A 15,412-nucleotide genomic window follows, 5' to 3' on the forward strand; every position below is an offset into this window, starting at 1 on the left:
GTTTTATTTTTAAAAGATATTAAATACAGCGTTTAATTGAAGTAAGCTAATAACAGCTAAGAAGATTAAACTGTATTTCATTGCTGTTTTAAATAGAGCAGATTCTTTACCAACTAGTCCAACTGCGGCACAAGCAACTGCTACAGATTGTGGTGAAACCATTTTTGCCATTGTACCACCTACTACGTTTAAGGCAACGAGTGTAGAAGGAACGATGTTTAACTGGTCTGCCGTTACTGCTTGAAGTGGTGCAAATAAAGAACCACTTGAAACTACTGAACCTGTAATGAATACGCCAATCCATCCTAAGATTGGAGAAAGAACTGGGAATGCATTACCAGTAGAAGAGAATGCAAGTCCAAGTGTAGATGACATACCAGAGTAGTTCTCTACGTAAGCTAAAGCGATAACGCTACAAATTGTATATACTGGAGCTTTTAATTCTTTCATTGTTTCAATCATTAATTCTTTAACCATTTTACCTTTTACGCGGTAAACGATAAGTGAAACGATAATTGCTAGTACAATCGCAGTAGTTGTAGAAGAGAATACATCGAATTTGAAAACAGCTGCGAAAGGTGTATCAGCTTTTGTAATTGGTGTAGTTTTCATAACAGCATTATGAAGACCAGGGAACTGAATGTTAAATACTAAGTTTGCTAACGCACCATCTGGAGCAAATAAAGCTTTAATCGGTTTTAAGTTAAAGATTGTTACAAATGCAGTTAAGAATACGAATGGAGACCAAGCATATAAAATTTGATTGAATGTATGTGATACTTTAGTTTCTTGTTTTTCTTCTTTAGTAGAAGATTTTGGTTGCCAAACACGTAAGAATAATGCAAGAGCAATCATACTTACAACGGCTGCGAAAATATTAGTAAGTTCTGCACCTAAGAAGTAAGTTACAGCGAATTGAGTAATTGCGAAAGAAACACCACTTACAAGAATACCTTGCCAAGTTTCTTTAATACCTTTAATTCCATCGACCATTGAAACAAGTAAGAAAGGTAAGATGATACTAATGAAAGGTAAAATAAGAACAGTTTGACGACCGATAGTTAATGCGTCAAGTTCAGTTAATTGTGCTGGTACTGTAACTGGAATACCCATAGCACCCATAGCACCACCAGCGATATTAGCTACTAAACAAATACCTGCTGCTTTTAATGGGTTAAATCCCATACCTACAAGTAGTGCAGCTGTAATAGCAACTGGAACCCCTAGACCAGCTGCGCCTTCTAAGAAAGCACCGAAAGAATAAGCGATTAATAATACTTGTAAACGTTGATCATTTGTAATGCTTGAAGTACTATCGCGAATAATATTGAATTGCTCTGTTTTAACAGTTAATTTGTAAAGGAAAATTGCGGCGATAACGATAGTACAAATTGGATAAAATCCAGATAAAACACCGAATCCGGCAGATGCTACAGCTACTGTTGCTGGCATTTTATAAACAAATATTGCAAGGATAATAGCGACAATCACACTATAAAGACCAGCCATGTAACTTTTCATTTTGAATCCCATTAAACAAATGATGAAACAAAAGATTGGAAGTGCTGCGATTAGTGCAGATAACCAAATATTGTTTAATGGGTCATAAATTTGTGTCCAAGTACTCATAATAATGACAACTCCTATCTATTATATGTGAAGAAATTCACATTATTTGTGAAACTATTCACAATCGACTTACATGCTTAGTATATTCTCCTTCAACACTATTGTCAACGTAAAAAAGTATAATTATTCCATAATAGTGTTAAAAGAAAAGCTTTGTTCATAAAGTAGACAAAAAACACACTCAAATGAATTTAAGTGTGCTGTATAAGTTATTTGCATATTATTTTGCTTATTCAGATGGCATGTTCCTTATAGGCGTATATTAGATGCCATCTTTTATATCGAGTATAAAGTTTGATATATGAACTGATCTGTCCTGTTTGATCTAGTGAGGGAGGAATGGTGAGTGGATTTAATAGGAAATTTTGCACAACAGTCCAACCGCTTGCAATACGAATAAAAAATTAGAAACAAATTTTTAATACCACATCATCTCTTTTTACTGAAAATTCCTTTTAGCGTAACAAAGAGGTTAAGTATAGTTCAGCTACATTACGATAGGTTATCAATTATAGACGGTATTTTACAATACCGTTACTGTGCATTTCAATGAGGTGAAAATATAACAAAAAGCCTGATAAAACAACGTTTGCAAGCAAAGTATTCGTAGGCCATTATTTTGCTTTTTCGTTATATCATATAGTATAATATTCAAAATCAACAAGGATTTTTTCCTGAATTTTTGTTGATGAAAATGGAAAAATTTTTCGGCTTTATAGGTTGATAAAGTTATGTCGTAACAGGAAATATAAGAACAGATATATAAATAAATAAAAAGAACATAAAAACGCAAATAAAAACGAAAATGAGGGGAACTTTATGAGCCAAAATCAATTCGAATGTCGTATTTCAGAAGAAGATGTACAAATGTTAAGAGCGTTAGCTCACCCACTTCGTCTACGTCTAGTAATGGAACTTATGCAAAGAGGAACATGTAATGTAACACAACTACAGGAAGTATTAGAAATTCCGCAATCAACGGTTTCACAACATTTAACGAAGTTAAAGCAAAATAAAGTAGTGCGCTTTGAAAGACGAGGATTAGAAGTGTATTACCAAATCCATAATGATAAAGTAAGTGCGGTAGTAAAAACATTATTTTCTTAAAATTTGAATATTATGGAAAAAGACGTGTAGAATATACGTCTTTTTTTATTTGTCAGAAAGGTAGCGAGAGAGTAAATATTAGCATGTGAGGAAGAAATGACTATCAATCAACATGCTGCTTTACGGAATATATTCTAAAAAGAAAAGAAAAAATAGAAAGGAGTGTAGTAAGCAAAAGGAGGGATATTAGTATGGATGTGAAACGTGTGAAACAAATCTTATCTTCTTCAAGTAGAATTGACGTTACATATGAGGGCGTACCAGTATGGATTGAGAGCTGTGATGAGCAGAAGGGGAGTGCTCAAGTGTATGATGTATCTAATCCTGGTGAGAGCGTTCATGTGGACGTGACAGCTTTAGAGGAGAAATAATAAAAAAGACGCTTCTAATTTTAGAAGCGTCTTTTTGTTATTCCATCATATGTGCAATTTTCTTAGAGAACATAAGAAGTACTAATCCCAGTACAATTACGATAATACCGATGCTTGCGAATACTTCTAAATATCCTAAAGATTGAGTGAAAGCGGCTAATTGTCCTGCTAATAAGTTTGCGAAGCCAGTACCAGCTAACCATACACCCATTAATAATGATGCTAATTTAACAGGAGCGATTGCACTTACCATAGATAATCCGATTGGTGATAAGAATAACTCACCGATTGTGTGGAACATGTAAGTGAATACAATGAATAGTAAGTTTGCTTTCATTGTAATGTTACCTTCATCGCTACCAGTTTTTAAAACAGCTAAAGTTAGAACTAAATATCCAATCCCTAGTAAAATCATACCTAATGCCATTTTTGTTGGGATTTTTAAATCACCATTTTTTGTTTTTGAAAGCTTAATCCATAACGCAGAAACAGGTAATGCTAGTAAGATAATGAATAGTGGGTTTACAGATTGGAACCAAGGTGTTGGAATTGTAAATCCACCAATTGTACGATCTACGAACTTATCTGTGTAAAGTGTTAAAGAACTACCAGCTTGTTCAAAGCCTGCCCAGAAGAATACAACGAAACAAGTTAAAATTAAAATTGCAACAGTACGTTTTTTCTCTTGTGGTGTTAAAGGTTTTTTCTCAACAGCTTTTGCATTTTGTTCTTTAGATTTTTTACCCACAACTGTTGTTCCAGCTGATCCTAAGTAACGAGGTGCTAATAAGTTAAATGCAATCTGTCCAATAATCATACCGATACAAGCTGTTAAGAAACCGTATCTATAATCTGCGAAGTACCCGCAAATGAATGGAGCGATAAGAGCTCCTAAGTTAATCCCCATGTAGAAGATAGTGAAGGCACTATCACGACGAGAATCGTTGTCGCTATATAATTGACCTAATAAAGTCGAAATATTCGGTTTGAAGAATCCGTTACCGATAACTAATAATCCTAATCCTAAAAATAGTCCAGTTTTCGTATTCATTGAAAATAGTACGAAGTTACCAAGCGCCATAATGATACCACCAATAGTAATGGCATGTCGCTTCGTAATGAAATGGTCAGTTAACCAACCACCAATAATAGGTGTGAAATATACAAGCATTGTGAAAATACCGTAAATTTGAACTGCAACTGCTTTATCAAATCCTAAACCGCCGCTTACTAAGCTCGTTGTTAAATAAAGAACTAATAAGCCACGCATTCCGTAATAACTAAATCTTTCCCATGCCTCTGTAAAGAACAACAAGTATAACCCTGGTGGATGTTTTTTTGGTGATTGTTGCTCTCCAGCTTTGTCTAATTTTAAAGCTGCATCCATGTTTGTTTCCCCCTAATCCTGTATAACGGATATTTATGTAATCATTTTAATTTACAAAATATTTAGAAGTCAATAGAATTATATGGAAATAGAAAGAAAATTTCTAAAAAAGTTCTATTTTTCTTCAACCGTTACTGTATTTTGCCCTGAAAACGAGATGATAAGCGTTTTCAAATGTAATAATTGAATTCTAAAAGAAAATAAAATAGTGATTAATCGGAAAATTTAGATTAAAACATTTATTCTGATATAGAGAAAATATATTTTATTTACTTTTATAATATAACATATTGGGAATAAAAATACAAAATGAAATAATGTGACACTTCAGTGAAATGAAAAAACCAGCTCCATCAAAGAGAGAGCTGGTTAGAATGAAATTATTTAACAAAGCGCTTTTCGATATCATCTAGTAATAGGTTAGCAGCCATTACACCGCCAGCTGTATTCCAAATAACATCGTCGACTTTGTATGCTTTACCATTTTTTACGGCATTTAAATTTTTAAATAGAGGATCGTTTATGTATTCTTTTTCTAGTTCAGATCCTTTTTTCTCATTTCCTTTATCGAATGTGAAGTAGAATAATACGTCACCATCCATTGCAGAAATACGCTCTTTAGATACGTTACGCTCTGCAAAATCATCTTTGTTTTGATCTCCAGGACGTTTAAATCCAAGTTCTTTTAAAATAACACCAGAGAATGTATCGCCATGATAAATACGAACATCACCAGGCATGAAACGAACCATAGAGATTTCTTGATTTACTTTATCGCCAAGTTTGCCTTTTAAATCTTTCATACGTGATTCGTAATCAGCTACAACTTTTTGACCTTCTTTTTCTTTATTTAATGCTTTTGCATAAAATTTGAAGTTATCTTTCCATTCCCCACGTAATGTTTCTGAGAACACAGTAGGTGCAATTGCTTTTAGTTGTTCGTACACTTTTTCGTGACGCATTTTGTTACCGATAATTAAGTCTGGTTTTAAAGAAGCAATTGTTTCAACGTTAACTTGTCCTTCATCACCAACAACTTTTACATCTTTCATTTTATCCTTAATATGTGGATACCATGGGTCACCAGTCCAAGACTTTACAGCACCAACTGGTTTCACACCTAATTCAAGTAAAGCTTCAGTTCCTTCATTTGTTAAGATAACTACACGTTTTGGATTAGCAGGAACTTCTGTTTTACCCATTGCATGTTCTACAGTAACCACTTCTTTTTTATTATCTTCTTTTGTAGATTCTTCTTTGTTATTTGATTTTCCACAAGCGCTTAAAAGCATTGAAAATGCTAGTAAAAATACAAATACTGTAAACGATTTTTTCCGCATGAAATTCATTATGTACCCCCTACATGTTGAGAATATTTTTCAATAGCAAGCATGATATTAAGCCTTTATCTTTTGATTGTCAATACATATGGTTGAAAATAATTCTCATTTCCGTTGACAATAAGAATTAAGTTGAAATACACTTACAACGTATCATTATACATTGAAGGGGAAACGCTGCATGTTATTAAAAACAAATCAAGCAAAATGGATTGGATTATTTGTTGGAATCATTGCAGTCGTTATTTGTATTTGGGGAAGTATTATTTTCGGATATACAAATACGAGCTGGAAATTAGCGCTAGATGCTTTTTTCCATTTTAATGGTTCTAATGAACATATTATTATTCAAAATGTGCGCCTTCCAAGGGCACTTATAGCAGCAAGTGTTGGTGCTAGTTTAGCCATCGCGGGTTGTCTTATGCAAACTTTAACTAAGAATCCACTTGCTTCTCCAGATTTTATTGGATTAAATTCAGGTGCTGCGTTCTTCATAGTTGTAGCAATTGTAATCTTTTCAGTAACATCATTATCAGCTTTCACATGGATTGCCTTTTTAGGAGCGGCGGTTGCCGCTGTACTTGTATTTGCTTCTAGTTCTTTAGGAAAAGAAGGGACTACTCCTCTGAAGTTAACGTTAGCAGGGGTCGCAATTAGTGCGTTATTTTCATCATTAACACAAGGATTACTTGTGTTAAATGAAAAAGCGCTTGAAGAGGTATTATTTTGGCTTGCCGGATCTGTGCAAGGGAGAAAGTTAGAAATTTTACAATCTGTATTCCCGTATTTATTAATAGGATGGATTGCATCTCTTATGATGGCAGGGAAAGTAAATACATTGATGATGGGAGAAGACGTCGCGAAAGGACTTGGACAACGAACAATTTTAATGAAATCATTCGTGTTACTTATTATTGTACTATTGTCTGGTGGTTCAGTTGCGGTTGCTGGCCCAATTGGATTTATTGGAATTATTACTCCGCATTTTGCTAGATTTCTTGTTGGAGTTGACCACAGATGGAGAGTACCTTATAGCGGATTGTTAGGGGCAATACTACTAATATTGGCTGATATAGCAGCAAGATATGTCATTATGCCACAAGAAGTACCAGTAGGAGTTATGACAGCATTTATTGGAGCACCGTTCTTTATTTATATTGCACGTAAGAGAGGGCTTAGCAAATGAAGAAATATATTCCGTTTCGTATAGGAAAAGGCGAGCTCTCGTTTTTAATGTATAAACGAGCTTGTCTCGTCTTGTTAAGTTTACTAGTTGTTTTAATAGGATTATTCTTTGCGAGCGCAGGTATGGGAGACATGAAAATTGCTCCTTATGACGTATGGCAAGCAATTACCGGAAATGGCGATGCAATGTCAAATATGGTTGTAAATAAGTTTCGTATGCCACGTATTTTAATTGCTATCCTCGTAGGAATTGCGCTTGCGGTAGCGGGCTGTATTTTACAAGGGCTCGTTCGAAATCCGCTTGCTTCTCCTGATATCATCGGGATTACGGGCGGGGCAAGTGTCGCAGTTGTATTATTTTTAGCGCTATTTAGTGATAAAAATAATGCACTAACGGTAAGTATTCATTATATGCCGCTCGCAGCTTTTGCAGGAGCAACGATTGTAGCGGTTTTTGTATACTTATTTGCATGGAAAAATGATGGATTATCACCAATTAGTCTCGTTTTAATTGGTGTTGGATTTTGGGCATTAACGAAGGCGGCGACAACATTATTTATGTTACTAGCACCAATTTATCAAGCGAGCCAAGCGAATGTATGGATTACGGGTACCGTTTACGGCTCTTCTTGGCAAAATGTTATGGTACTTGCGCCTTGGGTTCTCATTTTAACAGTAATATCATTTATCGCAGCTAGGCATTTAAATGCACAAGAGCTAGGGGATGATATAGCGGTAGGACTTGGGGTTCCTTTAACGAAGTCGCGTGTATTTATGTTATTACTTAGTACAGCTTTAATTGGTGGTGCGGTAGCTTTTGCCGGAGGGATTGGATTTGTCGGTTTAATGGCACCTCATATTTCACGAAGATTAGTTGGTTCTTTATACGGTGCATTACTCCCAGTTGCAGCTATTGTCGGTGCAATTCTAGTACTTGCTGCAGATTTAATAGGGCGTACAATTTTCACACCACTTGAAATTCCAGCAGGGGTATTTACATCAGCAATTGGTGCACCTTATTTCATTTATTTACTTTATAAAAGTCGGAATTCATAAAGGGAGATGAATATGCAAAAAGCATTGGAGACGAAACGCTTGACGTTGTCTTATGGTGAAACAATTATTATTGATGAGCTGAACTTAGAAATTCCAAAAGGTGAAATTACAATTTTTATCGGTTCTAACGGTTGCGGGAAATCAACTTTATTACGTTCACTAGCCAGATTATTAAAGCCAACAAATGGTGATATTTTGTTAGATAATCAAGCAATTCAAAGTATGCAAACGAAGCAAATTGCTCGTCAAATGGCGATTTTACCGCAAGGACCACAAGCACCAGAAGGACTTACAGTATTACAACTTGTAAAGCAAGGACGCTATCCATATCAAACATGGCTGAAGCAATGGTCAGAAAAAGACGAGGAAAGGGTACAGAAGGCACTTGCAGCAACAGGTATGACAGAATTTGCTGAGCGTGATGTGCATGCTCTTTCAGGTGGGCAGCGTCAACGTGCTTGGATCGCAATGACACTTGCACAAGATACAGATATCATTTTACTGGATGAGCCAACTACATACTTAGATATGACTCACCAAATTGAAGTGTTAGATTTATTATTCGAATTAAATGAAACAGAACAAAGAACAATTGTTATGGTATTACATGATCTGAATTTAGCATGCCGCTATGCAGATAACATTGTAGCAATTCAAGATAAACAAATATATGCACAAGGTAAACCTGAAGAAGTGGTAGATGAGAAACTAGTACGTGATGTATTCCGAATGGAGTGTCAAATTATTACGGATCCGTTGTTTGGAACACCGCTTTGTATCCCTCACGGAAGAGGAAGACGTGTAGTTAAAGAAGTTGCTCAGGCAATGAGATAAAAAAAACGATGAGTGAGTCATCGTTTTTTTTATTTGGTACAAGAAAATAACAGGAAGAGAGGAATACGTAAGCGACGTTTATACTCTTCTTCATCTTGAAAATAGGTTGGATTTGGTGTAGCTTCTTTTAATGATGTAATGGTAAATCCGGCTTGCTGTAATAATGTGAAATACTCTTCCGTTGTACGATGATATTTAATAACTTCTTGGTCAATCCATGGTTCAACCCGTTTGCCTAGTTTAAAATAATCATCGACGAGCCAACTCGTTCTTTTAGCACTTGTTTGTAAGCTTTCAAATGAAGAAGTAATAACGGGATGTTGAACACTAAAGGTAAAGGTGCCATTTGTTTTTAAAGTTTGAAACACATTTTGAAAAATGATATCAAGATGTTCAATATAATGTAAGGCGAGTCTAGAGGTTACTAAATCAAAAGTGGAAGAGGGATAGGTATAATCTTTGAGGTTTAAAAAATGAACAGATCCATTTTTATTTTCTAGTTGTTTTTTAGCTTTTCCATACATAAGCTCGGAGCCTTCAATGCCGGTGTAAGAGTAGCATCCCTTCTCTAATAATTCCGCACCAAACTTAGCATCACCACAGCCTAAATCGAGAATTTGTTTTCCTTGCACATGACCAATGAGCTGAAAGAATACTGGTTTTTCAATGGATTCATTTGGGCTATTTTCTCGGTATCTTCGTTTCATATATTGTTCGAAAAATGCTGTGTTATTGTATACATCAGATTCTGTAAATGCCATGTTTGAAGCCTCCCTAAATATTTTTTTAATTCTATCAAATATGAAAAGTAAATGATAGATTTATTGTAATGAATCATATATAATCTAGAATTGTAAGCGGTTACTTTAAACTATTTTTCTATAATAAATTCTGAAAACGTGTTAAGCTAGTAGAGGGATTATTAGAACTATTAAGACAATAATCCGCTTACATGAACGATGGGAGGCTTCACAATGTCTAGTAAAACACTTGCGAAATTTTTAGAAGAAAATTTAGAGGATTTAAAATCAAAGGGGCTTTATAACGTAATTGATCCGCTTGAGAGTTCGAATGGACCAATCATTACAATTGGCGGAAAAGAATATATTAACTTATCTTCAAACAACTATCTTGGATTAGCAACAGATAGCCGTTTGCAAGAAGCAGCAATTGGTGCTATTCATAAGTACGGTGTTGGAGCAGGGGCTGTTCGTACAATTAACGGTACTTTAGATTTGCATATTAAGTTAGAAGAAACAATTGCAAAGTTTAAACATACAGAAGCAGCAATTGCTTATCAATCAGGATTTAACTGTAATATGGCAGCGATTTCAGCTGTTATGGATAAAAATGATGCGATTCTTTCAGACGAATTAAATCATGCATCTATTATTGACGGTAGTCGTCTATCAAAAGCAAAAATTATTGTTTATAAACATTCTGATATGGAAGATTTACGCCAAAAAGCAATCGCGGCGAAAGAATCAGGTCTTTATAATAAATTAATGGTAATTACAGACGGTGTTTTCTCAATGGATGGAGATGTTGCAAAACTACCAGAAATTGTTGAGATTGCAGAAGAGTTAGATTTAATGACATACGTAGATGATGCACACGGTTCAGGTGTACTTGGAAAAGGTGCAGGAACTGTAAAGCACTTCGGTCTTTCTGATAAAGTTGATTTCCAAATTGGTACATTATCAAAAGCAATTGGGGTAATTGGTGGATATGTAGCAGGGAAACAAAACTTAATTGACTGGTTAAAAGTTCGTTCACGTCCATTCTTATTCTCTACAGCATTAACACCAGCTGATGCGGCAGCTTGCATGAGATCAATTGAAATCTTAATGGAAAGCACAGAGTTACATGATCGTCTATGGGAAAACGGTCGCTATTTAAAACAAGGGTTAAAAGAACTTGGCTTTAACATTGGGGAAAGTGAAACGCCAATTACACCTTGTATTATTGGGGACGAAGTATTAACACAAGAATTTAGTAAACGTCTAAATGAAGAAGGCGTATACGCAAAATCTATCGTGTTCCCAACTGTAGCAAAAGGAACAGGTCGTGTTCGTAATATGCCTACAGCAGCTCATACGAAAGAAATGTTAAATGAAGCAATTCGTAAGTATGAAAAAGTAGGGAAAGAAATGGGCATCATTTAAGTAACGACATCTTTTGAATAGCTTGCAAATGAGGAGTGGGGAAAATGAAAAAAATTCTAGTAACCGGTTCTTTAGGGCAAATTGGTTCTGAACTAGTAATGAAACTTCGTGATGTATACGGCGCATCAAATGTTATTGCAACAGATATTCGTGAAACAGACAGTGAAGTAGTAACGTCTGGTCCATTTGAAACGTTAGATGTAACAGATGGACAAAAACTACATGATATCGCAAAGCGTAATGAAGTAGATACAATTATTCATTTAGCAGCTTTACTTTCAGCAACAGCAGAAAAAAATCCGTTATTTGCATGGAATTTAAATATGGGTGGACTTGTAAATGCTCTAGAAGCAGCTCGTGAATTAAACTGTAAGTTCTTCACGCCAAGTTCTATCGGTGCATTCGGTCCATCGACGCCAAAAGATAATACACCGCAAGATACAATTCAGCGTCCTACTACGATGTATGGGGTAAACAAAGTAGCAGGAGAATTACTATGTGATTATTATTATCAAAAGTTTGGTGTAGATACGCGCGGTGTCCGTTTCCCAGGTTTAATTTCTTACGTAGCTCCTCCAGGAGGCGGAACAACTGATTATGCAGTTGAAATTTATTATGAGGCGATTAAAAAAGGTGCATACACCTCATACATTGCTGAAGGAACGTACATGGACATGATGTATATGCCTGATGCTTTACAAGCGATCATTTCATTAATGGAAGCTGATCCAAGTAAGCTAGTGCATAGAAATGCATTTAACATTACAGCAATGAGCTTCGAGCCAGAGCAAATTGCAGCGTCAATTCGTAAACACATTCCGACGTTTACAATGGATTATGCAGTAGATCCAGCTCGTCAAACAATCGCTGATAGCTGGCCAAACTCTATTGACGCAACAGCAGCAATGAAAGAGTGGGGCTTCAAAGCAGAATACGATTTAGATAAAATGACAACTGACATGCTGGCTAAGTTAAAAAAAAAGCTTGCAGCTGAGTTAGTGATGAATTAATAGGAAGAGTCGATTCTTAGGAATCGGCTCTTCATCATTTTTGGAGGGAGAGAAGCCTTATGCAGAGAGTTGATGTCGTATATGCACTAATACATGACGAAGAAACAGATAAAATATTAATGGTACATAATGTAGAACAAAACGTTTGGTCATTGCCAGGCGGGGCTGTGGAAAAAGGTGAAATATTAGAGGAAGCACTAATAAGAGAAGTGAAAGAAGAGACAGGTTTAACTGCTGCGTTAGCTGGACTTGTTGCGATTAATGAAAAATTCTTTGAAGAATCAGGGAATCATGCGCTATTTTTTACATTCCGAGCGAATGTAGTAAAAGGTGAACTTATTGCGGAAGATGAAGGTGAAATTTCTGCAATAGAGTGGGTGGATCGAACAATTGCGAATGAGCGCTTCCCATACTATGACGGAGGATTTGAATCTTTGTTAGAAGTAGCCATTCCATACAAGTTTCAACCAGAAACAAAGTAATTGAACGAAAAAACAGGAGCCACAAGGCTCCTGTTTTCTATTCAATCGTCTTCAGTAATAGTTTTTTCAGCAATGGTTTAATCTTCAATCGTAAATCTTCAGCATGATTTGCAACTAAGAAGTGATGGTTATAAATGTTTTTCATCAATTGATAAGTTGCTTCTTTCGCTTCGCCTTCTTCGATGAAGATACCGATTACTTCCATACCACTTTTACGCGCGAGTTTAACAGCTTCATGCGTATCTAAAATTCCGTCTTGTTGATAGTCTAGCGCAGAAGGCTCACCGTCTGTGAAGACTAGTAAGAATTTATGTTTCTCAGGTCTTTTGGCAAGCTTTTCAGAAACGATACGAATAATATATCCGTCGCGGTTATCTTCTTCTTCACGAAGTTGCATAATTTCTGGACCAACGTTTGGTAACGTTGAGTTTTTATAATTTACAACTTCATGGATAACGTTCGGCTTATCTTCAGGTTTAGCGCTAGAGGCATCTTCCCAAAATCCGCTAATAGCGTGCGGGATTTTTAAAGATTTTAAAGCTTCATGGAATAGTACAACACTCTTCTTCGTTTCTTCCATTTTGTTATACATAGAACCAGAACAGTCAACTAACAGTTGGAATGCAACATCGAGTTCTTGTGACTCTTGTCCTTTTTTATAAAACATCCGTGGTTGTTTTTCGGTATAAATACGAAGGAATTTCTTACGAAGTCTTCCGTAATATTTATCACTATTCGCATTCGTTTTATTTTCAATCGTTTTTTCGATAATTTTCTTTAATTCTTTTACATCTTTATTGACGACTGATTTGATAGCTTGGTAATCTTTTTTCTCATCAATATTTACTTTGCGAGCTTCTTTAAATGTATGAGAAGCACCTACATTATACTTCCCATATGCACCGTCGTGCTGGCTAGAAGCGTGTGAAGCCCTTGCTTCTTCTGTATCAGCGCCATCAAAGTTGGATTGTGTACTTTTTTGAGAAGTACCTTGTACAGAACCAAGTGCTTGGTCGCCATCTTCTGATTCACGAGCAGTATCGCCCATCATGTTTGTTTTTGTTCCGCTTTCTAATTCAAAGCGTAAAAAGTTCTCGTTTTCGTTATTTTTATTTTCACGATGCCATGTGGAGAAACTCTCATCCATTTTGTTTTTATTTTCATCGTCATCTATAAGCTGCGTATCATCATTTGCTAAATCTTCGACGCGACAGTTCTTTTCGTCTGCAAGAACAGATAAGTAAAGTGGAGCATGTCCGAAATAGTTGTTAAGCATATCACTTTCAAGAAGCGCCTCTAAGCGATAGCGAATTTTCTCAACGATATACATAATATCTTCTGTATTACGTGCTTGGAATGTTTCATGTAAAATCGCTTCAATTTGCTCAAAATATTCATTATTAAACATTTCATATTTATCGCTCGTTAATGAAAGATAGCATAGGCAAAATAGACGATCACCGTGATAATTACGAACGCGGTTTATTTCATTTTGAGAGCCGAAATAATTGCGGTACATTTCTTTTCGACGTTTAAAAATATGTTTCGTGCCAGGACGTAAGTTCTTTACGATTTCCTCAACGCGTAAATCTTCTAATAGAACAAATAATTGTGTTAAAAACTTTTTTAGGGGCGATTCTTGCAATTCAATCGCATACGAACGAATTAAAGTCATGTCCGAGTAATGTTTATTACCAAGTGCTTTTAAGAACACTTCGCTTTTTAATCCGATTACTGTATCTTCTTCTTTTCGATCATCCCAAAAGTGACTAATGACAACTTTCTTTTCAATTTCGTCGTAGTATGCTTTATAGCCATATTCAAGATAGGCATCGTCTTCTTTTAGAAGGGCATACATTAAATTTTCCATTTGTAGAAACAGCGACGCATCAATTTTTTTGTCACTAAAAATTTGTCTCATAAATTATCCCTCAAAGAAATAACTTTCTGCTAATTCACGGACAGTCATTTGTTCTGTTTCATCATTAAGTTTTGCAATTATGCTTCGTTCAATAGCGCGCATAACAGGAATATATACACCTAAATCACATGCGTCGATAATACCACGAATACTTGCTGCTTCTTCACTTACACGTCCATCGCGAGCTAAAGGCATAAGGTCGCTTGCAAATGCAACAAACTTTTCAATTGTTGCAACATCATTTAATTTTGATTCTGCTAATAATAGTTCTTTTAATGTGTCACCTTGAATGTAAGGAACTTCAATAATAACGAAACGGTTTTTTAATGCTTCATTTAGTTCACTTGTTCCAACGTAACCTTCGTTAATCGCAGCAATTACACGGTATTCGTCATCACCGTATACAACCTCTTGTGTAAATGGGTTTGTGATCATTTTACGGTAATCTAATGCGCCGTGAAGTAGCGGTAAAGTTTCAGGTTTTGCCATATTGATTTCGTCAATATATAGGAAGTGACCGTTCTTCATTGCTTTCATAAGAGGACCGTTAACGAATGAAACTTCAGATGCACCATCTTTCGTTTGTAGTGTGTTGTATCCTAAAATACCTTCTACATCTAAGTCGACAGAGCAGTTAATGCTATGCATTGGTTTTTGGAATAAAGAAGAAAGAGTTTCCGCTAGTACTGTTTTACCACTACCAGTCGGTCCTTTTAATAGAATGTTCTTGCCAAGAAGAAGTGCTGTAATCGCATCTTCAATAATGCTATTATCAGACGCTTTATATATTTTCGTTCCGATTAAATGTGCATTTTCACCAGCTTCTTGTTTATTCTTTTCATGAATCGTAGAAAGCTGTTGTTTTAAATCAGAATGTATATGAAATTGTTCTAACATGTATTTCCCACCTAACATTATTTTCATA

14 protein-coding genes are annotated in these 15,412 nt (G+C 35.6%); 8 read left to right on the plus strand and 6 right to left on the minus strand.

Annotated elements, in window-relative coordinates:
• Positions 1-9 precede the first annotated feature (9 nt).
• Entirely contained in the window at positions 10-1,629 is a 1,620-nt protein-coding gene (locus MHH27_RS03500) for an L-lactate permease (RefSeq protein ID WP_340941639.1), read from the minus strand.
• Positions 1,630-2,448: 819 nt separating this feature from the next.
• Here MHH27_RS03500 and MHH27_RS03505 point away from each other — a divergent pair.
• Both MHH27_RS03505 and MHH27_RS03510 read left to right on the plus strand, forming a co-directional pair.
• Positions 2,449-2,736 (plus strand): ArsR/SmtB family transcription factor, encoded by a 288-nt coding sequence (locus MHH27_RS03505; RefSeq protein ID WP_000081428.1) that lies wholly within the window; start codon positions 2,449-2,451, stop codon positions 2,734-2,736.
• A 191-nt stretch (positions 2,737-2,927) separates the two neighbouring features.
• Positions 2,928-3,107 (plus strand): acid-soluble spore protein H, encoded by a 180-nt coding sequence (locus MHH27_RS03510; protein ID WP_000382679.1) that lies wholly within the window; start codon positions 2,928-2,930, stop codon positions 3,105-3,107.
• Between the two features lie 37 nt (positions 3,108-3,144).
• On the opposite strand, the gene MHH27_RS03515 is transcribed toward MHH27_RS03510, so the two are convergent.
• Complete coding sequence (locus MHH27_RS03515; RefSeq protein WP_000338315.1) at positions 3,145-4,494, minus strand: peptide MFS transporter; 1,350 nt, start codon at positions 4,492-4,494, stop codon at positions 3,145-3,147.
• A gap of 380 nt (positions 4,495-4,874) precedes the next feature.
• Positions 4,875-5,843, minus strand: coding sequence for an ABC transporter substrate-binding protein (locus MHH27_RS03520; RefSeq protein ID WP_001010277.1), 969 nt, complete (start codon positions 5,841-5,843; stop codon positions 4,875-4,877).
• 172 nt (positions 5,844-6,015) lie between these two features.
• On the opposite strand from MHH27_RS03520, the gene MHH27_RS03525 reads away from it, so the two are divergent.
• Genes MHH27_RS03525 through MHH27_RS03535 form a run of 3 tightly spaced genes read left to right on the plus strand, consistent with a single transcriptional unit; the run spans position 6,016 to position 8,909 of the window.
• Positions 6,016-7,020 (plus strand): FecCD family ABC transporter permease, encoded by a 1,005-nt coding sequence (locus MHH27_RS03525; RefSeq protein ID WP_000925211.1) that lies wholly within the window; start codon positions 6,016-6,018, stop codon positions 7,018-7,020.
• Complete coding sequence (locus MHH27_RS03530) at positions 7,017-8,075, plus strand: FecCD family ABC transporter permease (protein WP_000760057.1); 1,059 nt, start codon at positions 7,017-7,019, stop codon at positions 8,073-8,075. The genes MHH27_RS03525 and MHH27_RS03530 overlap by 4 nt, the downstream gene beginning before the upstream one ends.
• Before the next feature lie 12 nt (positions 8,076-8,087).
• A complete protein-coding gene (locus MHH27_RS03535; RefSeq protein ID WP_340941642.1) occupies positions 8,088-8,909 on the plus strand; it encodes an ABC transporter ATP-binding protein in 822 nt (273 codons plus the stop codon).
• A 29-nt stretch (positions 8,910-8,938) separates the two neighbouring features.
• Here the strand turns inward: MHH27_RS03535 and MHH27_RS03540 are convergent, their stop codons facing one another.
• A complete protein-coding gene (locus MHH27_RS03540) occupies positions 8,939-9,670 on the minus strand; it encodes a class I SAM-dependent DNA methyltransferase (RefSeq protein ID WP_088022949.1) in 732 nt (243 codons plus the stop codon).
• A gap of 213 nt (positions 9,671-9,883) precedes the next feature.
• On the opposite strand from MHH27_RS03540, the gene MHH27_RS03545 reads away from it, so the two are divergent.
• The 3 genes from MHH27_RS03545 to MHH27_RS03555 are packed head-to-tail and all read left to right on the plus strand — an operon-like array spanning position 9,884 to position 12,566.
• Complete coding sequence (locus MHH27_RS03545; RefSeq protein ID WP_098251338.1) at positions 9,884-11,074, plus strand: glycine C-acetyltransferase; 1,191 nt, start codon at positions 9,884-9,886, stop codon at positions 11,072-11,074.
• A gap of 44 nt (positions 11,075-11,118) precedes the next feature.
• Positions 11,119-12,084 (plus strand): L-threonine 3-dehydrogenase, encoded by a 966-nt coding sequence (locus MHH27_RS03550; RefSeq protein WP_016083557.1) that lies wholly within the window; start codon positions 11,119-11,121, stop codon positions 12,082-12,084.
• A 59-nt stretch (positions 12,085-12,143) separates the two neighbouring features.
• Positions 12,144-12,566 (plus strand): NUDIX hydrolase, encoded by a 423-nt coding sequence (locus tag MHH27_RS03555; RefSeq protein WP_069354954.1) that lies wholly within the window; start codon positions 12,144-12,146, stop codon positions 12,564-12,566.
• A 37-nt stretch (positions 12,567-12,603) separates the two neighbouring features.
• On the opposite strand, the gene MHH27_RS03560 is transcribed toward MHH27_RS03555, so the two are convergent.
• The gene (locus MHH27_RS03560; protein WP_016083554.1) at positions 12,604-14,487 is read right to left on the minus strand and encodes a vWA domain-containing protein; all 1,884 of its coding nucleotides are present in this window, start codon (positions 14,485-14,487) and stop codon (positions 12,604-12,606) included.
• A gap of 3 nt (positions 14,488-14,490) precedes the next feature.
• On the minus strand, positions 14,491-15,384 hold the full coding sequence (locus tag MHH27_RS03565) for an ATP-binding protein (protein ID WP_000892988.1): 894 nt from the start codon (positions 15,382-15,384) through the stop codon (positions 14,491-14,493).
• Positions 15,385-15,412 lie beyond the last annotated feature (28 nt).

Source organism: Bacillus sp. FSL L8-0152, from assembly GCF_038006365.1.
Taxonomy (GTDB): Bacteria; Bacillota; Bacilli; order Bacillales; family Bacillaceae_G; genus Bacillus_A; species Bacillus_A cereus.